Source organism: Phenylobacterium sp. NIBR 498073, from assembly GCF_027286305.1.
Classification (GTDB): Bacteria; Pseudomonadota; Alphaproteobacteria; order Caulobacterales; family Caulobacteraceae; genus Phenylobacterium.
The window spans coordinates 593,918-618,396 of sequence record NZ_CP114599.1 but is presented as its reverse complement, the minus strand read 5'-3'; the positions used below and the strand labels follow the sequence as shown (position 1 = coordinate 618,396).

The window sequence follows — 24,479 nt, the reverse complement described above, 5'->3', positions numbered from 1 at the left end:
ACGCATTGTAGCGAGACTTGACCGCCCCGGGCTTGACTCCCGCCCCCCCGGCCTCAAGAACCGCCCCAAATCAATTGGCTCAGGAGTTTTCGATGACCGTTCGCGTCGCCATCAATGGGTTCGGCCGTATCGGCAGGCTGGTCCTGCGCTCGATCGTCGAGCATGGACGCAAGGACATCGAGGTCGTCGCGATCAACGACCTGGGCCCGGTCGAGACCAACGCCCACCTGCTGCGCTACGACAGCGTCCATGGCCGCTTCCCCGGCGCCGTGACCGTCGCCGGCGACACCATCGACGTCGGCTTCGGCCCGATCAAGGTCACCGCGATCCGCGATCCGAAGGACCTGCCGCACAAGGACCTGGGCGTCGACATCGCGCTCGAGTGCACCGGCCTGTTCACCACCAAGGAAAAGGCCTCGGCCCACCTGGAAGCCGGCGCCAAGCGCGTGATCGTCTCGGCCCCGTGCGACAACGCCGACAAGACCATCGTCTACGGCGTCAACCACGACACCCTGACCAAGGACGACCTGGTCATCTCGAACGCCTCGTGCACCACCAACTGCCTGGCGCCGGTCGCCAAGGTCCTGCACGAGCTGGCCGGCATCGAGCGCGGCTACATGACCACCATCCACTCCTACACCGGCGACCAGCCGACGCTGGACACCATGCACAAGGACCTCTACCGCGCCCGCGCCGCGGCGATGTCCATGATCCCGACCTCGACCGGCGCCGCCAAGGCCCTGGGCCTGGTGATCCCGGAACTGCAGGGCAAGCTGGACGGCTCGTCGATCCGCGTCCCGACCCCGAACGTCTCGGTCGTGGACCTGACCTGGGTCGCCGGCCGCAAGATCACCAAGGAAGAGATCAACGAGGCGCTGACCGCCGCCGCCAACGGCCCGCTGAAGGGCGTGCTGGCCGTGACCAACGAGCCGCTGGTGTCGATCGACTTCAACCACGAAGCCGCCTCGTCGACCGCGGCCCTGGCCCAGACCCAGGTGATCGACGGCACCCTCGGCCGCGTGCTGTCGTGGTACGACAACGAGTGGGGCTTCTCGACCCGCATGAGCGACACCGCCATCGCGCTCGCGAAGCTGATCTAAGATCCTTAGCGACGGGCGCCTTCCAGCCGGAAGGCGCCCGTTCCGCATTCCTGACCTGTCAGCACCCCGGCCTGCGCCGGGGCGCACGGAGATATTTGATGGCCTTCAAGACTCTCGACGACGCCGACCTGGCCGGCCAGCGCGCCCTGGTCCGCGTGGACATCAACGTCCCCATGGCCGAGGGCAAGGTCACCGACGACACCCGCCTGCGGGCCATCCTGCCGACCATCGCCAAGCTGCGCGCCGGCGGCGCCAAGGTGATCCTGCTGGCCCATTTTGACCGGCCCAAGGGCAAGGTCGTTCCCGAAATGAGCCTGAAGCCCCTGGCCCAGCCGCTGGCCGACCTGCTGGGCGCCCCGGTGGCGTTCGCGACCGACTGCGTCGGCGAGGCCGCCAAGGCCGCGGTCGACGGCTTGAAGAACGGCGACGTCCTGCTGCTGGAGAACGTCCGCTTCCACCCGGGCGAGGAAAAGAACGATCCGGAGTTCGCGGGGGCGCTGGCCGCCAACGGCGACCTCTATGTCAACGACGCCTTCTCGGCCGCGCACCGCGCCCACGCTTCGACCGAAGGCGTCGCCCGCCTGCTGCCGGCCTATGCCGGCGAGCAGATGCGCCGCGAGCTGGACGCCCTGGAGGCCGCGCTCGGCGCGCCCAAGCGCCCGGTGCTGGGCATCGTCGGCGGCTCGAAGGTCTCGACCAAGCTCGACCTCTTGAACAACCTGGTGACCAAGCTGGACCGCCTGTCGATCGGCGGCGGCATGGCCAACACCTTCCTGGCCGCGCAAGGGATCGACGTCGGCGCCTCGCTCTGCGAGCACGACCTGGCCGACACCGCCCGCGAGATCATGGATAGCGCCAAGAAGGCCGGCTGCGAACTGCTGCTGCCGATCGACGTGGTGACCGCCGAAGAGGTGAAGCCGGGCGTCGCCTCGAACGTGCGCGAACTGACCGACATCCAAGGCGGCGACCGCATCCTGGACGCCGGCCCCAAGACCCTGGCCAAACTGATCGCGGCGATGGACGTCTCGGCCACCCTGATCTGGAACGGCCCGTTGGGCGTGTTCGAGGTGCCGCCGTTCGACGTCGCCACCATGGCGGCGGCCAAGCATGCGGCCGATTTGGCCAAGGCCGGCAAGCTGGTGGCCGTGGCCGGCGGCGGTGATACAGTCGCCGCTCTCAACGCGGCGGGCCGCGCCGACGATTTCACGTTCGTTTCGACGGCGGGCGGCGCGTTTCTTGAATGGATGGAAGGCAAGGAGCTGCCCGGAGTGGCGGCCCTGACCAATTAAACTTTAGAACTACGGAGGGCAGGGCATGGCCCGGGTTACTTTGAGACAGCTTCTGGATCACGCGGCCGAGCACGGCTACGGGGTCCCGGCGTTCAACATCAACAACATGGAACAGGCGCTGGCGATCATGGAGGCCGCGCAGGCCACCGACTCGCCGGTGATCATGCAGGCCTCGCGCGGGGCCCGTTCCTACGCCAACGACATCGTGCTGAAGCACCTGATCGACGCGATGGCGGAAATGTATCCGCACATTCCGATCTGCATGCACCAGGACCACGGCAACAACGAAGCCACCTGCGCCACCGCGATCCAGTACGGCTTCACCTCGGTGATGATGGACGGCTCGCTGAAGGCCGACGGCAAGACCCCGGCCGACTACGACTATAACGTCGAGGTCACCCGCAACGTCGTGAACATGGCCCACTGGGTCGGCGCCTCGGTCGAGGGCGAGCTCGGCGTGCTGGGCAGCCTGGAAACCGGCATGGGCGAGAAGGAAGACGGCCACGGCTTCGAGGGCAAGCTGGGCCACGACCAGCTGCTGACCGACCCCGACCAGGCGGTCGAGTTCGTGAAGGCCACCGAGGTCGACGCCCTGGCCATCGCCATGGGCACCAGCCACGGCGCCTACAAGTTCACCCGCAAGCCGGACGGCGACGTCCTGGCGATGAACGTGATCGAAGAGATCCATCGCCGCCTGCCCAACACTCACCTGGTGATGCACGGCTCCTCGTCGGTGCCGCAGGACCTGCAGGACATCATCAACCAGTACGGCGGCGAGATGCCTCAGACCTGGGGCGTGCCGGTCGAAGAGATCCAGCGCGGCATCAAGCATGGCGTGCGCAAGATCAACATCGACACCGACAACCGGATGGCCATCACCGGCGCGATCCGCAAGCTGTTCGCCGAGAAGCCGGGCGAGTTCGACCCGCGCAGCTACCTGAAGCCGGCCAAGGAAGCCATGCGCAAGGTCTGCGTCCAGCGCTTCGAGGAGTTCGGCACCGCCGGCCACGCCAGCTCGATCAAGGCGATCCCGCTGTCGGAGATGGCCAAGCGCTACGCCTCGGGCGAACTGGCCCCGAAGATCGGCGTCGCCCGCCAGGCGGCCGAATAGACCGACCGGCATAGACGATCCGCAGAGCCGCCGCCTCGCCCGAGGCGGCGGCTTTTGCGTGTCCGGCGGAACCTTGCGCCGCGCCGGCGATTGCTGGGACATGCGCCGGCTCTGGACCATGATCGCCCTGCTGGCCGCCCTGGCGGCGGTCGCCGCGCTGGGCGGCTGGACGCTCTACGCCAGTTCGCGCCTCGGCTACGGCTGGGAGGGCCTGGGCCAGGTGCTGGTCTTCGTCGTCGCCGGCCTGGTCGCGGTGGGCGGCCTGACCGGCGGACTGATGTGGCTGGCCTTCTATTCAGCCCGCCACGGCTATGACGAGCCGTACGACATCAACAAGCCGGGCGGGGGCCGGCCGCGCTAGTCATCGACGTTCGCCCCGCGCATCTCGCGCACGAACAGGAAGCCGATGACCGCCGTCGCCGCGGCGATGACGATCGGATACCAGAGCCCGAAATAGATGTTGCCGGTCGCCGCCACCATGGCGAAGGCGGTGGTCGGCAGGAAGCCGCCGAACCAGCCGTTGCCGATGTGGTAGGGCAGGCTCATCGAAGTGTAGCGGATGCGGGCCGGGAACATCTCGACCAGGGCCGCGGCGACAGGGCCGTAGACCATGGTCACGTACAGCATCAGCAGGAACAGCAGCCCCACGACCATTGGCTTGTTCACCTGCTTCGGGTCGGCCTTGGGCGGATAGCCGGCCTCGTGCAGGATGGCGTTGAGGTCCTTGACCCATACGTCGCGGGCGGCCTTGAACTGCGCGGTGCTCATGCCCGTGGCGTCGAGGCCGGCGAGCCCGCGCTCGCCGACCATCACGAAGGCGCCTTCGGACTTGGCGGTCGAGTCGACGGCCTCGTAGGAGACCCCGGCGTTGGCCAGGGCCGCGCGGGCGACGTCGCAGCCGCTGGTGAACACCTGCTTGCCGACCGGGTCGAACTGGACGTGGCAGGTCGCCGGCTCGGCGATCACCACCACCGGCGCGCGGGCGCTGGCGTGGGCCAGCGCCGGATTGGCCGCCTCGGTCAGGGCCTTGAAGATCGGGAAGTAGGTCAGGGCCGCCAGCAGGCAGCCGGTCAGGATGATCGGCTTGCGGCCGATCTTGTCCGACAGCCAGCCGAACACGACGAAGAACGGGGTGCCGAGGATCAGGGCGAAAGCGACCAGGGTGTTGGTCAGCGGCCCGTCGACCTTCAGCGTCTTCTCCAGGAAGAACAGGGCGTAGAACTGGCCGGTGTACCAGACCACCGCCTGGCCGGCGGTGAGCCCGACCAGGGCCAGCAGCACCACCTTGAGGTTCGACCACTGGCCGAACGACTCGGCCAGCGGCTTCTTCGAGGTCTTGCCCTCGTCGACCATCTTCTGGAACACCGGGCTCTCGTTGAGCTTCAGGCGGATCCACAGCGAGACGGCCAGCAGGATCGCCGAGACCAGGAACGGGATGCGCCAGGCCCAGGCCTTGAACACCTCCTCGCCGGTCAGCGAGCGGACGGCCAGGATGACCACCAGGCTGAGGAACAGGCCGAGCGTCGCGGTGGTCTGGATCCAGCTGGTGTAGAGCCCGCGCTTGCCGGGCGGAGCGTGCTCGGCGACGTAGGTGGCCGCCCCGCCGTACTCGCCGCCGAGCGCCAGGCCCTGGATCAGCCGCATGACGATCAGCAGCGCCGGCGCGGCGACGCCGATCTGGTCGTAGCCGGGCAGCAGGCCGACCGCGAAGGTCGACAGCCCCATCAGCAGCATGGTCACCAGGAAGGTGTTCTTGCGGCCCCAGAGGTCGCCCAGGCGGCCGAAGACGATGGCCCCGAACGGACGCACCGCGAAGCCCGCGGCGAAGGCCAGCAGGGCGAAGATGTAGCCGGTGGTCTCGTTGACGCCCGAGAAGAAGTGCTGGGTGATGAAGCCGGCCAGCGAGCCGTAGAGGTAGAAGTCGTACCACTCGAAGACCGTGCCGGCCGAGGCCGCACCGATCACCAGGCGGTTCTTCCTCTTCGTGACGACGCCGTCGCCCGCGACCGCTTCGGTCATTCGCTTCCCCCTTATCGTTGGAGGGAGCCTAGCGGGTTTTGAAGTGGCGGGAAGCCGTGCCGAGCAGCGCAAACAGCGTGTCATCCCGGTTTCGTCGGCGCAGCCGTCGAAGACCGGGATCCATTGACGCGGCGCGGCCAGATCAGGCCGCTTTCGGGGATGACACGGCGCGGGGAGCTTAGTGTCCCTCGCCGCCTTCGAGTTCGCCCAGCGCGCTCTGCAGGTAGTTCTGCTCGCCGAGGGTGCGGACCAGGTTCAGCTGGGTCTCGAGGAAGTCGATGTGCTCCTCAGTGTCGCTGAGGATTTCGCGCAGAATCTCGCGGGTGGCGTAGTCGCCGGTGGCCTCGCACTCGCGGATACCTTCGATCTGGTCGACGCGGCCGCCGACCTCGACGGCGAGGTCCGCCGCCAGGCATTCGGGCACCGTCTCGCCGATCTTCAGCTTGTGCAGGTCCTGCAGGTTGGGCAGGCCCTCGAGGAACAGGATGCGCTTGATGAGCTTGTCGGCGTGCTTCATCTCGCCGATGGATTCATCGTAGGTGATCTTGCCCAGGCGGGCGTAGCCCCAGTCCTGGTACATGCGCGCATGCAGGAAATACTGGTTCACCGCGGTCAGCTCATTGGTGAGCACCGCGTTCAGCCGCCGGATGATCGCTTTGTCGCCCTTCATGAGCACCTCCTCGAATCCACTTCGAGGGGCAAACTCTTCCCCGGGGCGATTTTAGTCAAAGCCTATGTTTGCAAGTGATTCCGCGTTTCGTTCGCAGGCCTGCGCGGACCGTCGCGAAACCTATTCGGCCGCGTAGCGCAGCGCCTCGCCGTGTTCGCCGATCATCTTGCGCATGTCGCAGACGCAGCGGGCGCATTGAGCCTGGGAATCGCAGGCCCGGAAGACCTCGGCCGGGCGCGTGGCCCCCGCTTCGATCGCGGCGCGCACTTCGCGCTCGCGGATGCCGTTACAATTGCAGACGTACAAGGCGACTTACTCCCGACGACGAGCCTTTGTACCAAATGCGAACGTCGTTGCAACTCATTTGCAACTCTTGGACCGACTCCGCCAGGGGTGCGACGCGCGGCCGTTTGTCGCTGGACGCCGGCGCGGCTAGTAAGGCGGCCATGACCGCCGAATGCCGCCTCTATCTGATCACCCCGCCGAAGATCGACGACCTGGCCGCGTTCGGCCGCACGCTGGCCCATGCGCTGGACGCCGGCGACGTGGCGGCCCTGCAGATCCGGCTCAAGGACGCGGACGACATGACCATCGCCGCCGCCGTCGACGTGCTGACGCCGATCGCCCAGGCCCGAGGCGTGGCGGTGATCCTCAACGACCGGCCGGACCTGGCCGCGCGGCTCGGCTGCGACGGGGTGCATGTCGGCCAGTCCGACACGCCCTATGCCGAGGCCCGCAAGATCATGGGCCGAGAGGCGATGATCGGGGTGACCTGCCACGACAGCCGCCACCTGGCGATGGAGGCGGCCGAGGCCGGCGCCGACTATGTGGCGTTCGGGGCCTTCTTCCCGACCACGACCAAGGACGCCCCGACCCGGGCCGAGCCGGAGATCCTGACCATCTGGCAGGAGACCATGGAGGTTCCCTGCGTGGCCATCGGCGGGATCACCGCCGACAACGCCGAAGGGCTGGCCAAGGCCGGCGCAGACTTCCTGGCCGTTTCGGCCGGGGTCTGGAACCACCCGCAGGGCCCGGCCGCGGCGGTGCAGGCGCTGAACGCGGCGATCGCCCGCGGGGTGGCGGCGCGCGGCTGACCTCAAGTGTCATCCCGGTTTGCGCAGCAATACCGGGCCCCATGAACACCGGATCGGACAGGACGCTCCGAGGCCTAGCCCCATGCGGCGCGTCAGGCGCGAATGGGTCCCGGACAAGCCCTGCGGGCTTTCCGGGATGACACCGGTGGAGCGCGCCAGGCGCGGCCCATCTTCCACGATCCTTGCTTTAGAGCCCTCGTCCCACTAGGTTCCGCCGCTCGAAATTCCTCGCCTTTCCGGCGCGATGGCGCACGTCTGGCGCCCAGAACTGGATCTCCCCGTGTCGACCCAATCCGCCCTGCTGAAAGTCATGTCCGACGCCGCCCGCAAGGCGGCCCGCGGCCTCAACCGCGACTTCGGCGAACTGTCCGAGCTGCAGGTCTCGCGCAAGGCGCCGGCCGACTTCGTCTCGGCCGCCGACATCAAGGCCGAGCAGACCGTGTTCGAGGCGCTGGAAAAGGCGCGTCCCGGCTACAGCTTCCTCGGCGAGGAGCGCGGCCTGGTCGAGGGCACCGACAAGACCCACACCTGGATCGTCGACCCGCTGGACGGCACCACCAACTTCCTGCACGCCATCCCCCACTTCGCGATCAACATCGCCCTGGAGCGCGAGGGCGCGGTGGTCGCGGCGGTGACCTACAACCCGGTCACCAACGAGCTGTTCTGGGCCGAGAAGGGCAAGGGCTGCTTCGTCAACGACAAGCGTCTGCGCGTCGCCGGCCGCAAGCACCTGGACGAGTCGGTGCTGGGCACCGGCATCCCGTTCCTGGGCCACGGCCAGCACGCCCGGTTCCTGAAAGAACTGCACCAGATCAGCCAGCGGGTCGCCGGCGTGCGCCGCTTCGGCGCGGCCTCGCTGGACTTGGCCTATGTCGCGGCCGGCCGCCTGGACGGCTTCTGGGAGCGGGACCTGAAGCCGTGGGACATGGCCGCGGGCGTGCTGATGATCACCGAGGCCGGCGGCAAGGTGACCAACGCCGACGGCGGCGACGACATCATGGGCTCGGGCTCGATCTGCGCGGCCAACCTCGAGCTGCACCCGCTGCTGATCGAAAAGCTGAAGGCCGCCGCCTAACTCTGGCTTGATGCGGGCGTCACCTTGGGCGGCTAAGCTCGCCCGATGGACCTGACCCGACGCGCCTTCGCCCTTTCGAGCGCCGCCCTGGCGGCCAGCCCCGCCGTGGCCTTCGACGCCCGCAAGCCCATCGTCATCGCCCACCGCGGCGCCAGCGGCGACCGGCCCGAACACACCCGCGCGGCCTATCTGCTGGCCATCGAGCAAGGCGCGGACTTCATCGAGCCGGACCTGGTGGTGACGCAGGACGGCCATCTGGTCGTGCGCCACGAGAACGAGATCTCCGGCACCACGGACGTCGCCGCCCATCCGCAGTTCGCAAGCCGCAAGACCGCCAAGGTGATCGACGGCGAGCGCATCGAGGGCTGGTTCACCGAGGACTTCACCCTCCACGAGCTGAAGACCCTGCGCGCCCGCGAGCGGCTGCCGCTGCTGCGCCCCAAGAGCGCCAAGTTCGACGGCCTGGACGCCATCCCGACCTTCCAGGAGGTGATCGACCTGGCCCGCCAGCAGAGCGCCTGCTGCGGGCGGCCGATCGGGATCTATCCGGAGATGAAGCACCCAGCCTATTTCGCCAGCATCCACCTGCCGATCGAGCGGCGGCTGGCCGAGGCGCTGACCCGCAACAACCTGGGCGGCGTCCACGACCTGGTGTTCGTGCAGAGCTTCGAGCCGGAATCGCTGCGCAACTTCCAGGCCATGTCGCAGGCCAAGCTGGTGCAGCTGGTCGGCGCCGACCGGCCCGAGATGGTGAGCTCCGAGGGTCTCAAGCGGATCGCGAGCTACGCCCATGGCGTCGGCCCCGACTGGTCGCTGGTGGTTCCGACCAAGGACGGCGTGCTGGGCCAGCCGACCGGCCTGGTCGCCGAGGCCCGGGCCCTGGGCCTGCAGGTCCACCCCTGGACGGTGCGCGCCGAGAACCGGTTCCTGCCGCAGGCCTTGCGCAAGGGCCAGGACCCGGCCGCGCACGGCGACGTGCAGGCGGTGTTCAAGGCGCTCTACGCCGCCGGGGTCCAGGGGGTGTTCAGCGACTTCCCGGGGCTGGCGGTGAAGGCGCGGGGATAGCGATGCTCTAATAGTGTCATCCCGGAAAGCGCGCAGCGCTGGTCCGGGACCCATGAACACCTGATGGCCCATGCTGTGCGCGGCGCCGCCGTGAGATGCCCGACTGGGCCAGCGCGAATGGGTCCCGGTCTTCGGCTGCGCCGAAACCGGGATGACACATTGAGAAGGCCGACTACGCCGCCACGTCGCCGAACTGCAGGGCCGCCAGGCGGGCGTAGAGGCCGGCCTGGGACAGCAGCTCAGCATGGGTGCCCTGTTCGACCACCTTGCCGGCGTCCATGACCACGATGCGGTCGGCCTTGAGCACGGTGGCCAGGCGGTGCGCGATGACCAGGGTGGTGTGGCCGACCATGGCGTCCTCGAGCGCGCGCTGGACCAGGCGCTCGTTCTCGGCGTCGAGGGCGCTGGTGGCCTCGTCGAGCAGCAGGATCGGGGTGTCGCGGATCAGGGCGCGGGCGATGGCCAGCCGCTGGCGCTGGCCGCCCGAGAGGCTGCGGGCGCGGTCGCCGAGCGGGGTGTCGAAGCCCTGCGGCAGGGCGTCGAGGAAGCTCTCGGCCTGGGCCGCGCGGGCGACGGCGCGCACCTCCTCGGGGCTGGCGTCCAGCCGCCCGAAGCGGATGTTGTCGGCCGGCGAGCCGGAGAACAGCGGCGAGTCTTGGGAGACCAACGCCATGCGGGCGCGGACCTGCGCCGGGTCGGCGTCGCGCAGGTCGACGCCGTCGAGGCGGATGGTCCCGCTGGTGGGATCATAGAAGCGCAGCAGCAGCCGGAAGACGGTGCTCTTGCCCGAGCCCGAGGGACCGACCAGGGCGACGGTCTCGCCCGGCGCGACGTTCAGCGAGAAACCGTCGAGCGCCAGGGCGTCCGGGCGGGTCGGATAGGCGAAGCGCACGTCTTCGAAGGCGATCTCCCCGCGGGCCGGCTGCGGCAGCGCCTTGGGGTGGGCGGGGGCGGCGATGGCGGGCGTGGCGGCGAACAACTCGGAGATCCGCTCCATGGCCCCGGCGGCCTTCTGGACGTCGCCCCAGGTCTCGCCGAGCGCCCCGACCGAGCCGGCGGCCATCACCGCCAGGAAGGCGAACTGGAACAGCGCCCCCCAGGTCATCTCCCCGCGCAGGCCGGCGTGGACGCCGAGCCAGAAGATGAAGACGACGCCGCCGAACACCAGGCCGATGACCAGGGCGGTCATGATCGCCCGCGCGGTCATCCGGCGCAGCGAGGTGCGGAACGAGGTTTCGACCGCCTCGCCGAAGACCGCCGCGCCGGCGGCCTCGCGCCCGAACGCCTGGACGGTCTCCAGGGCGTCGAGGGTTTCGCCGGCATGGCCGACGGCGGCGGCGAATTGGTCCTGGGTCGAGGTGGTCAGCTTGCGGACCCGCTTGCCGTAGAGGAACAGCGGCGCGAGCACGAACGGGAACAGGCCGACCACCAGGCCGGTCAGCTTCGGACTGACGATGACCAGCAGCACCAGGGCGCCGATCAGGGTCAGCAGGTTGCGCAGCGCCACCGAGATCGAGGTCGAGAGCAGGCTCTCGACGATCTGGATGTCGGTGGTCAGGCGCGACAGCACCTCGCCCGTGCGGGTCTTGGCGAAGAACGGCTGGTCGAGGGTCAGGATGTGGCTGTAGGCGGCCTTGCGCAGGTCGGCGGTGATCCGCTCGCCCAGCTTGGTGACGAAGAAGTAGCGCAGGGCGCTGGAGGCGGCGAGCGCCAGGGCCACGCCGCCGATCAGCCAGAAGCGCGGCGCGACGCTGGCGTCGGTCGCGCCGGGCGCGGTCAGGTGGTCGACCAGCATCCGCACCGCGCCGGAGAGCCCCAGGGTCGAGGCCGCCGCGGTCAGCAGGAACAGGCCCGCCCAGGCGGTGTCGGCCTTGTGCCGGGCAAGATACGGCGCCAGGGCGCGCAGGGCCCCGACGTTGCGGCTGCGGGTCCGGCGCTTGGCGGCCTCGCTCAGATCCTGCGCCATGGCGGCGCCGGCGCTGGGCCGTCCGTCGACCGGGGCCTCGGCGGCCAAATCACTCATGGAAACTAGCGCCCTTGCTCTTACCGCGCCTTTTCCTGTATACGCGCGGCTTCCTTCGCGCCCGCCCTTGCGGCGGACCGTGAACTTTCTGCCGCTCCTTTACGTCGGTTGCCCTCGCGATGAAACAAGACACCCACCCGGACTATCATTTCATCACGGTCGTGATGACCGACGGTTCCAGCTATCAGACCCGTTCGACCTACGGGAAAGAAGGCGCGACCCTGAACCTCGACATCGACCCGAAGACGCACCCGGCGTGGACCGGCGGCAACCAGACGCTTCTGGACCGCGGCGGCCGCGTGTCGCGCTTCAACGCCAAGTTCGGCGCCTTCACCCGCAAGTAAGGCCTGCGGCGCGCCTGGCGCGCGCCCACCGCACTCCGCGAGCAGATACGAAAACGCCGCGCAGCCCGCGCGGCGTTTTTTGCTGTGCATGAACAAGGCTCCTTGGCTGTCATCCCGGAAGTCGCGCAGCGACTGTCCGGGCCCCGTGAACACCGGATCTCGCAGGACGGCCCCGCGCGCTTCCGATAGCCAGGCGCGAATGGGTCCCGGTCTTGCTTCGCAAACCGGGATGACAGCTAGCGCTAGGCCCCGAAGGCGGCCTGCAGGCGGCCGAACTGGGACAGCACCGGGTTGGCGTCCTCCGGCTCGGTCTCTTCGATGTACATGCGCCGGTCCAGGTGGCGGACGCGCTCATAGAGCCGCTCGGAGCGGTCGAGAAGCATCAGCAGGCCAGCCGGCAGATCCTCGACGGTGGCGCCCCGGCAAATGTCCTCGGCGCCCAGGCGGTAGCGTTCCTCGCGGGCGCTTTCCGGCGGCATGTCGCCTTCGCGCACGGCGCGCTGCACCAGCAGCCAGGAGGCCACCTGCATCAGCCGGGTGGTGAGCCGCATGCTTTCGGCGGCATAGGCCAAGGCGGCGCTGCGCGAGAGCAGCTTGGATTCCTGTCGGCCCGAGCCGTCCAGGTAGCCGGCGGTCTCTTCGACCAGGTCCATGCCTTCCTGGAAGGTGCGGTCGAACAGCTCGGATCGCGCAAAGTCGGCGATCACGTCAGCCCGCCAGGCGCCGCTCGGCGCAAACCCTTCGATCATGACAGCACTCAGCCTCTAATATCCTCGCCCGCAGGTGTCTGCGGCTTCGGCGGCGGAGGTGTGCAACCCCCATGCCAGACGTCGACACCCGTTATCGATGACCCGCGTTTACGTTCGGTTATCCGTAAAGCGCAGATCAGCTTGGCCTTGAGAATAGCGAGTCGGCCGCCGCCCGGCCCAAGCGCTTGCGCTCAATCTGGGCACGGCACCTGTCGATCTCCTCCTGCAGGGCGGCGATCCGGTCCTCGAGCTCGGCCACGCCGTAGAGTTCAAGGTCCTCGCGCATCGCCTCGGCCAGCCGCTGGCCGCGCTGGACTCGGGTGTTTACCGGTTCATCCATCGAAGACCTCCCATTGCCAGATCCGTATCGGCGTCTATCTGGGAGACTACGCTGAAAACCTGCCGGAGGGCGCCCCTGTGACTGAGACCATGACCGCCATCGCTGTGGAGGGCGGGCGAGGACCTGCGGAAAACCTCAAGGCGCAGACCATCGCCCGGCCGCAGCCGGGCCCGGGGCAGATCCTCATCAAGGTCGAGGCCGCGGGCGTGAACCGTCCCGACCTGGCGCAACGCATCGGCGCCTATCCGCCCCCGCCCGGCGCGCCCGAGACGCTCGGCCTGGAGGTCGCCGGCGAGGTGCTGGTCGGGGCCGGCCGCTGGAAGGCCGGCGACAAGGTCTGCGCCCTGCTCGGCGGCGGCGGCTATGCGCAATACGCCGTGGTCGACGCGCGCCACGCCCTGCCGATTCCACCGGGCCTGAGCGCGCTGGAAGCCGCGGCCCTGCCCGAGACCGTGTTCACCGTCTTCGCCAACGTGTTCGAGCACGGCGCCCTGAAGGCCGGCGAGACGCTGATGGTCCATGGCGCGACGTCCGGGATCGGGACAACGGCGATACAGATGGCCAAGGCCGCCGGGGCCAAGGTGATCGCCACCGGCCGCGGCGCCGGCAAGGCCGCCGAGGCCCTGAAGCTGGGCGCCGACGTCAGCGTCGACGTGACCACCCAGGACTTCGCCGAGGTCGCCAAGGCCGAGGGCGGCGTCGACGTGATCCTCGACATGGTCGGGGGCGACTATTTCGCGAAGGGCCTCGACGCCCTGAAGACCGGCGGGCGGATCGTGTTCATCGCCGCCCAAGGCGGCGGCGAGGTGGCGCTGCCGATCTTCCGGCTGATGATGAAGCGAGCGGTGGTCACCGGCTCGACCCTGCGCCCGCGCGACGCCGACGAAAAGGCCCGGCTGGCGGCGGCGGTCGAGCAGACCGTCTGGCCGTGGATCGCCGCCGGTCAGCTGAAGCCGCAGATCGACAAGACCTTCCCGCTGGTCGAGGCGGGCGCCGCCCACGCCTATCTCGAAGGCGGCGCGCATGTCGGCAAGGTGATGCTGATCGCCGCCGACTGATCTGTATTTCTAGGATACGGCATGGCGGCGGGCTGGGGATGGGCCGCCGCCATGAACTTTTGCAGAACGCCGGTCGCGAAAAACCGGCGCCGCGCCAAGTCCCTGCCAGGTAACGGCAAGGCGCCAGATTGCAGCCACGAAATGCGTTGACGATAGGAAAGCTGTCCCTCACGATTTGACCAATTGATCGTGAGCGCCGCGCCGCAGCTTCAAGGCTGTGGTTTGGCCTCCCCATAATGGCGGCCGCGCAACATTGATCGCGCGGCGGGAGGAACAATTGGTCGACGGCCCATCCAAGCCGAGCACTTTCGCGCGCGCCGAAGGCCTAAGCGTCCAAGGTGTGGTCGCCCGCCCATGACCGACTCCCGACCGCCCCTGAGCCTGACCACCAAGCTGTTCTACGCCGTCGGCGCCGTCGCCAACGCCGTGAAGCTGCGCGGGCTCTCGACCTTCCTGATGCTGTTCTACAATCAGGTCGTGGGGCTGCCGCCGACGACGGTGACCTTCGTCCTGATGATCGCCCTGGTGTTCGACGCCATCGTCGATCCGCTGGTCGGCCAGATCTCCGACAACTTCAAATCCCGTCTCGGCCGCCGTCACCCGTTCATGTACGCCGCGGCGATCCCGGTCTCGGTGGCGTTCTACCTGCTGTGGAACCCGCCCGCCGGCCTCAGCGACGGGCAGATGGTGGCCTATCTGCTGGCCTGCCTGCTGACCGTGCGACTGTTCGACACCTTCTTCGAGCTGCCGCACTCCACCCTCGCCCCCGAACTGGCCAAGGACTACGACGAGCGCACCAAGCTGATCTCGCTGCGCATGCTGTTCGCGGTGATCGGCGGGCTGGGCATGACGGTGCTGGCCTACCAGGTGTTCCTGAAGGAGAACCCGGACGGCACGGGCGGGGTGCTGGCCCGCGACGGCTACTTCGCCTACTCGCTCTGCGCCGCGCTGCTGATCTTCACCTGCATCCTGCTGTCGACCGCCGGCACCCAGAACCAGATCCCTTATCTGCGCCAGGCTCCGACCCGGAAAATCACCTTCAGGGCGATGGCGCGCGAGGTGGCCGCGACGCTGAACAACCGCGCCTTCGTCATCGCCACCATCACCGGAATGTTCGTCGCCATCGCCGTCGGCGCCCGCAACGCGCTGGAGATCTATTTCGGCCTCTATTTCTGGGAGCTCAGCCAGTCGCAGCTGGCCGGGCTAGTGACCGTCAGCGTCGTGGGCTCGGCGATGGGCGTGGTCGCCGCGCCGCAGATCGCCAAGCGTATCGGCAAGAAGCACGGCGCGATCCTGATGTTCGCCAGCGCCCTGCTGGTCGGGGTCAGCCCGGTCGTCGCGCGCCTGGTCGGCGTCATGCCCGACAACGGCACCGGGCTGCTCTATGGCCTGCTGATCGTCGAGACGGTGATCAACACCGCGCTGGCGGGCGGCACCGGGGTGCTGCTGGTCTCGCTCGTCGCCGACGTCATCGAGGACGCCGAGGTCAAGACCGGCCGCCGGTCCGAAGGCCTGCTGATGAGCGCCGACAACCTGTTCAAGAAGCTGGTCTCCGGCGTCGGGGTGTTCATCTCTGGCGCGGTGCTGGCGGCGATCGCCTTTCCCGAGAACGCCAAGCGCGGCCAGGTCGACCCGGAGATCATCCACAATATGGGCCTGATCTACCTGCCGGTGATCGGGGTGCTGTTCGGCCTGGGCATCGTCAGCCTCAGCTTCTTCAACATCGACAAGGCCAAGCACGAGGACAACCTCCGCAAGCTGGCCGCCGCGCGATCCGGCGCCCCGGGCCAGGCGCTTGAGCCTGAACCTGCGCCCGAGCCCCCGGCCGCATCGCCGCAACCCTCCAAAGCCTGACACCAGTCCTGGATTCCACGACATGACCGACGCCGCCGCCGGCCTGCCGCCACGCCCGCCGATCACTTTCCGGACCAAGGCGCTCTATGGCCTGGGCGCCGCCGCCAACATCATCAAGCAGCGCGGCATCACGACCTTCCTGCTGCTGTTCTACAACCAGGTGGTCGGCCTGCCGCCGGCCATGGTGTCGACCGCGATCATGATCGCGCTGATCTTCGACGCCTTCGTCGACCCGATGGTCGGGCAGATCTCGGACAACACCCGCAGCAAATGGGGCCGGCGCCACCCGTTCATGTACGCCGCGGCCCTGCCGGTCGCGATCGCCTTCTACATGATCTGGAACCCGCCGGTCGGCTGGGAGGAGGAGGCGCTGTTCGGCTACATGCTGGTCTGCCTGCTGACCATCCGGCTGTTCGACACCTTCTTCGAACTGCCCTCGACGGCGCTGCTGGCCGAGCTGACCCAGGACTACGACCAGCGCACCAGCATGATCGCGATCCGTTCATTCTGCGGCGTGGCCGGCGGGCTGATCATGCAGCTGCTGGTCTATCAGGTGTTCCTCAAGAAGAACGCGGACGGCACCGGCGGCCTGCTGTCGCGCGACGGCTGGCAGACCTATTCGATCGTCGCGGCGATCACGATCTTCACGATCATCCTGATCTCGTCGCGGGCGACCCACCACCAGATCCCCTATCTGCGCCAGCCGCCGAAGCGGAAGGTGACGGTGCGGGCGATGCTGGGCGAAGTGGCCTCGACCCTCAACAACCGCTCGTTCGTGGCCCTGACCATCTCGGGCATGTTCATGAACGTCTCGCTCGGCCTGAAGACCGCGCTGGAGCTCTATTTCAATCTCTACTTCTGGGGCCTGACTCAGGGCCAGCTGGCGGTGCTGACCGTCACCGGCGTGGTGGCCAGCGTCATCGGCGTGACCCTGGCCCCGAAGGTCTCGGCCAAGCTCGGCAAACGGATGGCGGCCATCACCATGTTCTTCGGGGCGGTGATCGCCCTGCTGCTGCCGATCGGCCTGCGCATCCTCGGGGTGATGCCGGAGAATGGCACCAACCTGCTGTTCGGCATCCTGATCATCGACTTCATGGCCAACGGCGCCATGGCGATCATGACCGGGATCATGCTGCAGTCGATGATCGCCGACGTCGTCGAGGACAGCGAGGTCAAGACCGGCCGCCGCTCCGAGGGCCTACTGTTCTCGGCCGACAACCTGTTCAAGAAGATCGTCTCGGGCGTCGGGGTGTTCGTCTCCGGCGTGCTGCTGGCCTATGTCGCTTTCCCGCAGGGCGCCAAGCCGGGCCAGGTGGATCCGGACCTGCTGCGCAACCTGGCGCTCATCTACCTGCCGACCATCGGCGGCTTCTACGCGGTCGCCATCACCTGCCTGTTCCTCTACCGGATCGACAAGACCACCCACGAGGAGAACCTGCGCAAGCTGCAGCAGGGCGCGCTCGAAACCCGCACCACCGACGCGCAGATCGAGGGAGCCTCGCCCGCAGCCGCCGGGCCCGCCGGCGACCTGAGCCCGGTCGCGCCCAAGGCCTGAGCCGCCCCCCTGCCCTGACGATTAGGCGCTTGCCAGCGCCCCGGTCGTACCGAATATTCGAACCAGCGGCGTCCGCGGCGAAGATCGCGGCCCTCTGGTCAGGGAGGACGGCATGGGCGAGGCCCAAGCGGCGGACGGGCGTCTGAGCGTCAGTTCGAAGGTGTTCTACGGCTTCGGCTCGGTGGCCTTCGGGGTCGCCACGCTCGGCCTCTCCTCGGCGGTGCTGCAGCCCTATCTCAACCGGGTGATCGGCCTGCCGGCCCTGTGGGTCGGCACGGCGATCATGGCCACCCTGATCCTCGACGCCTTCATCGACCCGGCGATCGGCCAGTGGTCGGACAAGCTGCGCACCCGCTGGGGCCGCCGCCATCCGCTGATGTACGCCGCCGCCCCGCTGGTGGCGGCCGCCTGCATCGGCTTCTGGAACTCGCCGGCCGACTGGCCGCCGCAGAGCATCGGCCTGTACCTGATCGGGATGCTGGTGCTGCTACGGATCTGCGTCAGCCTCTACGAGGTGCCGAGCCAGGCCCTGGCCCCTGAGCTGACCTCCGACTATGACCAGCGCACCAGCCTGTTCAGCTACCGGTTCTTCTTCGGGGTGATCGGCGGCTTCGGGATGAACGTGGTGCTCTACCAGGTCTTCCTGAGCCCGGAGAACGGCGGGATCCTCAATCGGGACGGCTACGCTCAGTACGGGATCCTGGCCGGGCTGGTGATGGCCGCCTCGATCCTGGTCTCGGCCATCGGCACGCACCGACACGTCCCGCAACTGGCCGCTCCGCCCGAACGGCAGGCGAGCCTGCCCCAATTGCTGCGCGAGATCGGCGGCACGCTGTCGAACCGCTCGCTGGTGGTGGTCATGACCTCCGGCCTCTGCTCCGGCGTGGCGGCGGGCATGACCAATGCGCTGAGCCAGTACTTCTATCTGGAGTTCTGGGGGCTCAGCGCCGCCAACATCTCGATGCTGGCCCTGGCCTCGGTGCTGGCCTCGGTCTCGGGCGTGGCGATCGCCGCTCCAGCCTCGAAGGCGTTCGGCAAGAAGGCCGCGATGCTCGGACTGTTCAGCGTCTCGACGGTCACCGCCTCGGCTCCGATCCTGCTGCGGCTGCTTCACCTGATGCCGCCGAACCATTCGCCTTGGGTGTTCGCCATCCTGTGGGTCGACGCCTTCATCGCCACCACCCTGGCCATCGCCGGCTACATCATCATCTCCTCGATGATCGCCGACATCGTCGAGGACGCCGCCGTTCGCACGGGCGTACGCTCAGAAGGCCTATTGTTCGCCGCCAACGGCCTGCTGCCCAAGTTCACCGCCGGCATCGGCGTGTTCCTGAGCGGCCTGCTGCTGACCTTCGTGGCCTTTCCGACCCATGCCCCGGCCGGATCCGTCGGCCCCGAGGTCATGCGCCATCTGGCGCTGATCTACCTGCCGATCACCTTCGGAATGAACATGCTCTCGATCCTGGTGCTGGTGTTCTACCGCATCGACCGCGAGACCCATGAGCGCAACGTGGCGGCGCTGGCCGGCGAGCAGACCGTCGGCGACGCGGCCCATCCGCCCCAGGCCGAACCGGTGATCGCCAGCGCCGGTTGAGACGCCCCCTTCCCTCGCCCTCCTGGTCGTGTTTACAAAAGCGCACACAAAATTAGGGGAAACACCGTGGCGGACGCCGTACCAGATGCTCAAAAACAGGGGCGCTTGAGCGTCCCGACCAAGTTTTTCTACGGCTTCGGCTCGGTCGCCTTCGGGGTCAAGGACCAGGGCTTCTCCTATCTGCTGCTGATCTTCTACAATCAGGTGGTCGGTCTGCCGTCGGCGACGGTCGGCCTGGCGATCATGATCGCCCTGATCATCGACAGCTTCCTCGACCCGATCATGGGCCAGGTGTCCGACAACTGGCGTTCACGCTGGGGCCGCCGCCACCCGTTCATGTACGCCGCAGCCCTGCCGGTGGCGCTGTCCTATCTGCTGCTGTGGAACCCGCCGCAAGGCTGGTCGCACGAGGCGCTGTTCGTCTACCTGATCGTGGTCGCGGTGATCATCCGCAGCTTCATCACCATGTACGAGATCCCCTCGGCGGCGCTCGCGGCGGAGCTGACGACGGACTACGACGAGCGCACCAAGGTCATGTCCTACCGCTACTTCTTCGCCTGGTGGGGCGGCCTGACCATGACCCTGCTGGCGCTGAAGGTGTTCCTGACCCCCGACGCCGAGCACCCGGTCGGCCAGCTGAACCCGGCCGGCTACGTGACCTACGGCTATGTCGCCGCTGCGGTGATCTTCGCGGCGATCCTGATCTCGGCGATGGGCACCCACAACCAGATCCCGCGCCTGCGCATCCCGCCGGCCCGCAAGCTGACCCTCGTCCAGCTGGCCAAGGAGATGGTCGGCACGCTCAGCCACAAGTCGTTCTTGGTGCTGATGGGGGCTGGCCTGTTCAACGCCATGGCCGGCGGGCTGGTGCTGTCGCTGAACCTCTACTTCAACACCTTCTTCTGGCAGCTGCCGTCGAACCAGATCGCCATTCTGGCGGCCGCCAACTTCATCTCCGCGGCCCTGGCCTTTGGCTTCGCCGCCCCGCTCTCCAAGCGGCTGGGCAAGAAGCAGACCGCCCAGTTGACCAAGGTGCTGTCCTTCGTCATCGCCGTCACCCCGATCACGCTGCGCCTGACCGGCGTGTTCCCCGACAACAGCTCGCCGGCCCTGCTGCCGATCCTGTTCGTTCAGGCGGTGTTCTCGACCGGCTTCTCGATCATCTCGGCGATCCTGATCTCGTCGATGATCGCCGACGTGGTGGAAGACTCCGAGCTGCGCACCGGCCGTCGCTCCGAAGGCCTGTTCTTCGCCGCCGCCGCCTTCGTGCAGAAGGCGGTCTCCGGCGTCGGCATCTTCGCCTCGAGCATGATCCTGCTGGCGATCGGCTTCCCGCAGAACGCCAAGCCGGGCCAGGTCAGCGAAGGCGTGGTCTCCAACCTGGGGCTGACCTACCTGTTCGTGCTGGGCGGGCTGTACGGCGCGGCGATCCTCTGCGTCTCGCTCTACCGCATCACCCGCGACAGCCACGCCGCCAGCCTCGCCAAGCTGGCCGCCCAGGCCGAGCAGGTCGAGGGCGGCGAGGGCCCCGAGCGCATCGGCTGACGCGCAAAGAAAAACGCGCCGGGCGGCAGGCCCGGCGCGTTGAACTTCCGATCCTCGCGGCGGCGGCTACTTGGCGATCCGCAGCGAGTTGATGTCCTGGGCGATGGCCCGGAACGCGACCTTCAGCTCCTCACCGCCGTTCGGCATGTAGACGTATTCCGGCGAGGTCGCGCAGGTGTTCATCAGGTTTTGGACCTCCGGTTCGGAGCCGACGTTGAACCCGACGGTATAGATGATCACGCCCTTGGCCCGCATAGCCTTGCAGAGCTTGTCCGCCTGGACGAACGGATCGCCGTTGACGGCGTCGCAGTTGATCCGGCTGCTCGAGCTTGGAGCCCCGCTGCCGGCGTCCTTAGCCGCGACGCCGCGGCAGTAAGGGGTGTTGAACGCGCCGTCGGTCATCAGCACCACGACCTTCAGCAGTTGTTCAGTGCCATAGGCCGCCGGCTCGCTCGCGCCCTTCCAAAGCCCCTTCCACTCGGGGGAAACCATGTACCAACCCCAGGCGAGCCCGATGTGGCCGGCCGTGGAGCCGCTGTCTGAGAGCGAGTCGATGACCCCCTTCAGCGTCGTCTTGTTGGTCGACAGCGGCACGATGGGCTTCGACGGGCACGACGCTGCATAGTGCCAGCCGACGGGCGCATCGGACGGGGCGGTGTCGTCATAGGCATGATCGCCAAGCCGCTCGGTCGCGCAGGCCGTCTTGCTGAAGGTCGTCTGCCGGATGCGGTTCGACGTGCTGCTGGCGTTGGTGAAGATGTTCTCGCTGCACCCCTCACCCTTGCACTGCACGGTGCCGCCCGACGTGTAGCCGTCATAGTTCCTACCATCGACGTTATAGATCTTCTCGTCGTTACTATCGTACCGCTGCAGCTTGAAAGTATCGGTCGTCACGCCCGTCGCAATGTAGGTCTTAGTGTTCAGGGCGGTCATGCCGACCACCCCGTTGATGACGAGCCGCTCACCCTCATAGAGCCCGTGGTTCGGCGAGGTGATGACCACCGGGTTGGTCTTGCTGGCGCCGGTGATCGCCGTAGTCCCCTTCACGGCGCCGCGCGCGCCGGCCTCGTAGGAGCCCATATTGACCCCGACCGAATAGGGGACGATCGCGAGCTTGGTATAGTAGGGCGACTGCTGGTCCTTCACGACCAGATCGATCAGATCCTTCGCCGCGGTCTTCAGACTGCCCATGTAGTCCTTCATCGAGCCGGTGGTGTCGAGCACCAGGGCGACTTCGACGTTGTTGGAGTTGCGCAGCACCTCGGAGGTGGCGCGGATGTCGGCCTGCGCCCAGAGCTGCGGCCCGATCGAGGGCGGCTCGATGGTCGCCTCGCCCTTGATGGTGATCTTGTCCGCCGCCAGTTCGAACTTGGTGGACGTGATGTCCTGATCGTCCGGCAGCTTGAGGTTGGCCCGCAGGGCGGCGTCGCCCTTGGTCTGGATCTCGGTGGCTGTCATGGCGTTCGAACGCGCCACATAGAGGGTCGCGGTATCGAGGGCGTCCTGCAGTTGGCCGCGCTGGGTCGTGATCATGTAGAGGTCGATCAGACCCATGGTGGCGGGCGCCAGCAGCAGCAGGCCCACAGCAAAGAAGACGGCGGTCGCGCCGCGCTCGTCGCGAACACCCGCGACGCATCGGGCCTTGAGCCGCCCGGTCATGCCATGAATACGCCTGGCGACTTGCTTGGTGATCTTTTCCACGCCTGGAGCCCCAGCAGTTCAGAGTTGAATCCGCTGGAGCTTGCCAGAGCAGCGTAAACGAACGGGCGCCGAAGACGGTTAAGGCAAAGCTTAATTCGGCGCCCGTTTACCAGCTTACCAGCCGCAGGACTCGCCCTTGTTCTGGACGGTCAGCCAATCGTTCAGCGGCTTGAAGTAGGCCGTCACCGCGCTGGCGTCGGCGTTCTTCTCGCCGGTGAAGGCGGCCATCGCCTCGGGCCAGGGCTTGGACGCGCCCATTTCCAGCATGGCGTTGAACTTCTGGCCCATTTCCTTTTCGCCGTAGACCGAGCAGCGATGCAGCGGTCCCTTCCAACCGATCTGGTTGCAGGCCGCGCGGTGGAACTGGAACTGGTAGATATGGGCCAGGAAGTAGCGGGTGTAGGGCACGTTGGCCGGCACGTGGTACTTGGCCGCCGGGTCGAAGGCGTCGGCCGGGCGCGGGCCGGGCGGCGTCAGGCCTTGATACTTAAGGCGCAGCTTCCACCATTCGTCGTTGTAGTGCTCCGGCGTCGCCTCGCCCGAGAACACCTCCCAGCGCCAGCGGTCGACCATCAGGCCGAAGGGCAGGAAGGCGATCTTGTCGAGCGCCATCTTCAGCAGGAAGGGGATGTCCTCGTCCGCGCCCGGGGCCTTGTCGAGCAGGCCGATCTGCTGGAGGTAGGTCGGGGTCAGGGCCGAGAGGCCGACGAAGTCGCCGATCGCCTCGTGGAAGCCGTCGTTTGCGCCGTTCTTGAACAGGAACGGCTGATCCTTGTAGGCGCGTTGGTAAACGTTGTGCCCGAGCTCATGGTGAACGGTGTAGAAGTCGTCGGCGTCGACCTTGGTGCACATCTTGATGCGCACGTCGTCGCGGTCGTCGAGGTCCCAGGCCGAGGCGTGGCAGACCACTTCGCGGTCCTGCGGCCGGGTGATCATCGAGCGCTTCCAGAAGGTGTCCGGCAGCGGCGAGATGCCGACCGAGGTGTAGAAGCTCTCGCCGGTCTTGACCATCTTCACCGGGTCATAGCCCTTTGAAACCAACAGCTTGTCGAGGCTGTAGCTCGACGAGGCGGTCTTCGGCTGGACCACGTCGTAGACGTTGCCCCACTGCTGAGCCCACATGTTGCCGAGCAGATCGGCGCGGATCGGACCTTTGCGCGGCTGCACGGCGTCGCCGTACTTGTCGTTCAGCTGACCGCGCACGTAGCAGTGCAGATTGCGGTAGAACGGCTCGACCTGGCTCCACAGGCGGTCGGTCTCGGCCGCGAACTTGTCCGGGTCCATGTCATAGTTGGAGCGCCAGAGCGCGCCGGTGTCCTTGAAGCCGAGGTCGCGGGCCCCCTCGTTCGAGAGCTCGGCCAGCTTGGCGTAGTCGCCGCGCATCTGCGGGGCGACCGAATGCCAGCCCTCCCAGACCGCCTTCAGCTCAGCCGGATCGCGGCTCTTGGCGAGGATCTCCTCGGCGTCGTTGAGAGTCAGGGTCTTGCCGCCGTGCTGGAACTTGCCGGCCGAATAGGTCGAGTCCAGGCGGGTGGCGATGGTCGCCAGCTCGCCCGCGGCGCCGGGCCGATTGGGGGCGGGCGAGACCAGGAACAGCTTGAGAAGCTTGAGCTTGCGGGCGGTGACGGGGTCGACGGCGACGCCGTCGTACTTGGCCGCCTCACGGGCGTAACGGGCGGTCAGCTCGTTCTGCTCGGCGGTGGCCTTGGCCTCCAGCCACTGGGTGTCCTCGGTGATGTAGGTCGCCCGCACCCAGGCCGACTTGGCCACGTACTGGTTGAAGGCGGCGAGCTCGGCCTCGGCCTTGTCGACGAAGGCCTTGGCCTCGGCGGGGGTCGGCTTGGCGGGCTTGGGCGCCTGGGCCGAAGCCGGGGCGAAGGCGAACAAAGCGACCGCGGTGGCGGCCAACAACTGCGATTTCATGCGGCGAGACGTCCCCAAAACGGCAGATACGGCCTTCAAGGCCGCGCTGCCAGGGAAAGAAACGTCTGAGGAAGACGCCGTCAAGCGGCGCTTGGGAAAGCGCCTAGGCGCGGGCCTCCGAGGCCGCCATGCGGATTGCGCTTTCGACCGAGGCCTGGGCGTCGGATTGCGACAGGTCGAGGCCCTGGGCGACGGTTTCGCCGTCCTCGTCGAAGATCCGCCAGGCCCAGCCGCATTCGGCGTGGGCCAGGGAATAGGCGAACGGAAGATCCGTCACATGCGCCTCCGCGAAACTCATGCTGCAATGCGGCATGTCCGCTTTATGACGACTCCAAGACCAGCGCGAGTCAAGCTTTCGGGCGGTTGCGGC

Annotated in this window: 22 protein-coding genes; 13 read left to right on the top strand and 9 right to left on the bottom strand. The window is 67.6% G+C overall.

The annotated features are described in order from the left end of the window. Positions 1-92: 92 nt before the first annotated feature. From gap to O4N75_RS03130, 4 genes are all read left to right on the top strand, one after another. Positions 93-1,100 (top strand): type I glyceraldehyde-3-phosphate dehydrogenase, encoded by a 1,008-nt coding sequence (gene gap, locus O4N75_RS03145; RefSeq protein WP_269627931.1) that lies wholly within the window; start codon positions 93-95, stop codon positions 1,098-1,100. Positions 1,101-1,198: 98 nt separating this feature from the next. Next, on the top strand, positions 1,199-2,389 hold the full coding sequence (locus O4N75_RS03140; protein ID WP_269627930.1) for a phosphoglycerate kinase: 1,191 nt from the start codon (positions 1,199-1,201) through the stop codon (positions 2,387-2,389). A 25-nt stretch (positions 2,390-2,414) separates the two neighbouring features. Continuing rightward, positions 2,415-3,500, top strand: coding sequence for a class II fructose-bisphosphate aldolase (gene fba / locus O4N75_RS03135; RefSeq protein ID WP_267232427.1), 1,086 nt, complete (start codon positions 2,415-2,417; stop codon positions 3,498-3,500). A gap of 58 nt (positions 3,501-3,558) precedes the next feature. Continuing rightward, positions 3,559-3,861, top strand: a complete 303-nt coding sequence (locus tag O4N75_RS03130) for a hypothetical protein (RefSeq protein ID WP_269627929.1) — start codon at positions 3,559-3,561, stop codon at positions 3,859-3,861. Here the strand turns inward: O4N75_RS03130 and O4N75_RS03125 are convergent. The 3 genes from O4N75_RS03125 to O4N75_RS03115 form a co-directional block, all read right to left on the bottom strand. Further along, the gene (locus O4N75_RS03125; protein WP_269627928.1) at positions 3,858-5,519 is read right to left on the bottom strand and encodes an MFS transporter; all 1,662 of its coding nucleotides are present in this window, start codon (positions 5,517-5,519) and stop codon (positions 3,858-3,860) included. The genes O4N75_RS03130 and O4N75_RS03125 overlap by 4 nt on opposite strands. A 178-nt stretch (positions 5,520-5,697) precedes the next feature. Further along, positions 5,698-6,189, bottom strand: coding sequence for a bacterioferritin (gene bfr / locus O4N75_RS03120; protein WP_269627927.1), 492 nt, complete (start codon positions 6,187-6,189; stop codon positions 5,698-5,700). Positions 6,190-6,309: 120 nt separating this feature from the next. Then, complete coding sequence (locus O4N75_RS03115; RefSeq protein ID WP_267232422.1) at positions 6,310-6,495, bottom strand: (2Fe-2S)-binding protein; 186 nt, start codon at positions 6,493-6,495, stop codon at positions 6,310-6,312. A gap of 140 nt (positions 6,496-6,635) precedes the next feature. Between O4N75_RS03115 and thiE the strand changes: the two genes are divergently transcribed. The 3 genes from thiE to O4N75_RS03100 all read left to right on the top strand — a co-directional run bounded on the left by thiE (position 6,636) and on the right by O4N75_RS03100 (position 9,423). After that, positions 6,636-7,283, top strand: a complete 648-nt coding sequence (gene thiE / locus O4N75_RS03110) for a thiamine phosphate synthase (RefSeq protein WP_269627926.1) — start codon at positions 6,636-6,638, stop codon at positions 7,281-7,283. Positions 7,284-7,563: 280 nt separating this feature from the next. Continuing rightward, a complete protein-coding gene (locus tag O4N75_RS03105) occupies positions 7,564-8,358 on the top strand; it encodes an inositol monophosphatase family protein (protein WP_269627925.1) in 795 nt (264 codons plus the stop codon). 45 nt (positions 8,359-8,403) lie between these two features. Further along, on the top strand, positions 8,404-9,423 hold the full coding sequence (locus tag O4N75_RS03100) for a glycerophosphodiester phosphodiesterase (protein ID WP_269627924.1): 1,020 nt from the start codon (positions 8,404-8,406) through the stop codon (positions 9,421-9,423). Positions 9,424-9,595: 172 nt separating this feature from the next. On the opposite strand, the gene O4N75_RS03095 is transcribed toward O4N75_RS03100, so the two are convergent. Continuing rightward, entirely contained in the window at positions 9,596-11,446 is a 1,851-nt protein-coding gene (locus tag O4N75_RS03095) for an ABC transporter transmembrane domain-containing protein (RefSeq protein ID WP_269627923.1), read from the bottom strand. A 119-nt stretch (positions 11,447-11,565) separates the two neighbouring features. Between O4N75_RS03095 and rpmE the strand changes: the two genes are divergently transcribed. After that, positions 11,566-11,790: a 50S ribosomal protein L31 gene (gene rpmE / locus O4N75_RS03090; RefSeq protein WP_056017645.1), complete on the top strand. Its 225-nt coding sequence runs from the start codon at positions 11,566-11,568 to the stop codon at positions 11,788-11,790. Positions 11,791-12,032: 242 nt separating this feature from the next. Here the strand turns inward: rpmE and O4N75_RS03085 are convergent, their stop codons facing one another. After that, the gene (locus O4N75_RS03085; RefSeq protein WP_269627920.1) at positions 12,033-12,539 is read right to left on the bottom strand and encodes a DUF1465 family protein; all 507 of its coding nucleotides are present in this window, start codon (positions 12,537-12,539) and stop codon (positions 12,033-12,035) included. A gap of 136 nt (positions 12,540-12,675) precedes the next feature. Beyond that, entirely contained in the window at positions 12,676-12,879 is a 204-nt protein-coding gene (locus O4N75_RS03080) for a DUF1192 domain-containing protein (protein ID WP_267232414.1), read from the bottom strand. Positions 12,880-12,956: 77 nt separating this feature from the next. On the opposite strand from O4N75_RS03080, the gene O4N75_RS03075 reads away from it, so the two are divergent. The 5 genes from O4N75_RS03075 (at position 12,957) to O4N75_RS03055 (ending at position 20,485) form a co-directional block, all read left to right on the top strand. Next, positions 12,957-13,937: an NAD(P)H-quinone oxidoreductase gene (locus O4N75_RS03075; RefSeq protein ID WP_269627919.1), complete on the top strand. Its 981-nt coding sequence runs from the start codon at positions 12,957-12,959 to the stop codon at positions 13,935-13,937. 354 nt (positions 13,938-14,291) lie between these two features. Then, positions 14,292-15,791 carry an MFS transporter gene (locus O4N75_RS03070; RefSeq protein WP_269627918.1) on the top strand — a complete coding sequence of 500 codons (1,500 nt, stop codon included), beginning with the start codon at positions 14,292-14,294 and terminating at the stop codon, positions 15,789-15,791. 22 nt (positions 15,792-15,813) lie between these two features. Next, positions 15,814-17,346 carry an MFS transporter gene (locus tag O4N75_RS03065; RefSeq protein ID WP_269627917.1) on the top strand — a complete coding sequence of 511 codons (1,533 nt, stop codon included), beginning with the start codon at positions 15,814-15,816 and terminating at the stop codon, positions 17,344-17,346. A 112-nt stretch (positions 17,347-17,458) separates the two neighbouring features. After that, positions 17,459-18,940 (top strand): MFS transporter, encoded by a 1,482-nt coding sequence (locus tag O4N75_RS03060; RefSeq protein WP_269627916.1) that lies wholly within the window; start codon positions 17,459-17,461, stop codon positions 18,938-18,940. A gap of 105 nt (positions 18,941-19,045) precedes the next feature. Further along, on the top strand, positions 19,046-20,485 hold the full coding sequence (locus tag O4N75_RS03055; RefSeq protein ID WP_269627915.1) for an MFS transporter: 1,440 nt from the start codon (positions 19,046-19,048) through the stop codon (positions 20,483-20,485). 66 nt (positions 20,486-20,551) lie between these two features. On the opposite strand, the gene O4N75_RS03050 is transcribed toward O4N75_RS03055, so the two are convergent. From O4N75_RS03050 to O4N75_RS03040, 3 genes are all read right to left on the bottom strand, one after another. Beyond that, positions 20,552-22,186, bottom strand: coding sequence for a TadE/TadG family type IV pilus assembly protein (locus tag O4N75_RS03050; protein ID WP_269627914.1), 1,635 nt, complete (start codon positions 22,184-22,186; stop codon positions 20,552-20,554). Positions 22,187-22,300: 114 nt separating this feature from the next. After that, on the bottom strand, positions 22,301-24,109 hold the full coding sequence (locus O4N75_RS03045) for a M2 family metallopeptidase (protein WP_269627913.1): 1,809 nt from the start codon (positions 24,107-24,109) through the stop codon (positions 22,301-22,303). A gap of 103 nt (positions 24,110-24,212) precedes the next feature. Continuing rightward, a complete protein-coding gene (locus tag O4N75_RS03040; protein WP_267232406.1) occupies positions 24,213-24,386 on the bottom strand; it encodes a hypothetical protein in 174 nt (57 codons plus the stop codon). Positions 24,387-24,479: the final 93 nt, after the last annotated feature.

What these genes read in the sequence shown, in the direction of transcription:
- gap (WP_269627931.1), top strand. Translation starts at nt 93, where the DNA reads ATGACCGTTCGCGTCGCCATCAATGGGTTCGGCCGTATCGGCAGGCTG.
- O4N75_RS03140 (WP_269627930.1), top strand. Translation starts at nt 1,199, where the DNA reads ATGGCCTTCAAGACTCTCGACGACGCCGACCTGGCCGGCCAGCGCGCC.
- fba (WP_267232427.1), top strand. Translation starts at nt 2,415, where the DNA reads ATGGCCCGGGTTACTTTGAGACAGCTTCTGGATCACGCGGCCGAGCAC.
- O4N75_RS03125 (WP_269627928.1), bottom strand. Translation starts at nt 5,519, where the DNA reads ATGACCGAAGCGGTCGCGGGCGACGGCGTCGTCACGAAGAGGAAGAAC.
- bfr (WP_269627927.1), bottom strand. Translation starts at nt 6,189, where the DNA reads ATGAAGGGCGACAAAGCGATCATCCGGCGGCTGAACGCGGTGCTCACC.
- thiE (WP_269627926.1), top strand. Translation starts at nt 6,636, where the DNA reads ATGACCGCCGAATGCCGCCTCTATCTGATCACCCCGCCGAAGATCGAC.
- O4N75_RS03100 (WP_269627924.1), top strand. Translation starts at nt 8,404, where the DNA reads ATGGACCTGACCCGACGCGCCTTCGCCCTTTCGAGCGCCGCCCTGGCG.
- O4N75_RS03095 (WP_269627923.1), bottom strand. Translation starts at nt 11,446, where the DNA reads ATGAGTGATTTGGCCGCCGAGGCCCCGGTCGACGGACGGCCCAGCGCC.
- rpmE (WP_056017645.1), top strand. Translation starts at nt 11,566, where the DNA reads ATGAAACAAGACACCCACCCGGACTATCATTTCATCACGGTCGTGATG.
- O4N75_RS03085 (WP_269627920.1), bottom strand. Translation starts at nt 12,539, where the DNA reads ATGATCGAAGGGTTTGCGCCGAGCGGCGCCTGGCGGGCTGACGTGATC.
- O4N75_RS03080 (WP_267232414.1), bottom strand. Translation starts at nt 12,879, where the DNA reads ATGGATGAACCGGTAAACACCCGAGTCCAGCGCGGCCAGCGGCTGGCC.
- O4N75_RS03070 (WP_269627918.1), top strand. Translation starts at nt 14,292, where the DNA reads ATGACCGACTCCCGACCGCCCCTGAGCCTGACCACCAAGCTGTTCTAC.
- O4N75_RS03065 (WP_269627917.1), top strand. Translation starts at nt 15,814, where the DNA reads ATGACCGACGCCGCCGCCGGCCTGCCGCCACGCCCGCCGATCACTTTC.
- O4N75_RS03060 (WP_269627916.1), top strand. Translation starts at nt 17,459, where the DNA reads ATGGGCGAGGCCCAAGCGGCGGACGGGCGTCTGAGCGTCAGTTCGAAG.
- O4N75_RS03045 (WP_269627913.1), bottom strand. Translation starts at nt 24,109, where the DNA reads ATGAAATCGCAGTTGTTGGCCGCCACCGCGGTCGCTTTGTTCGCCTTC.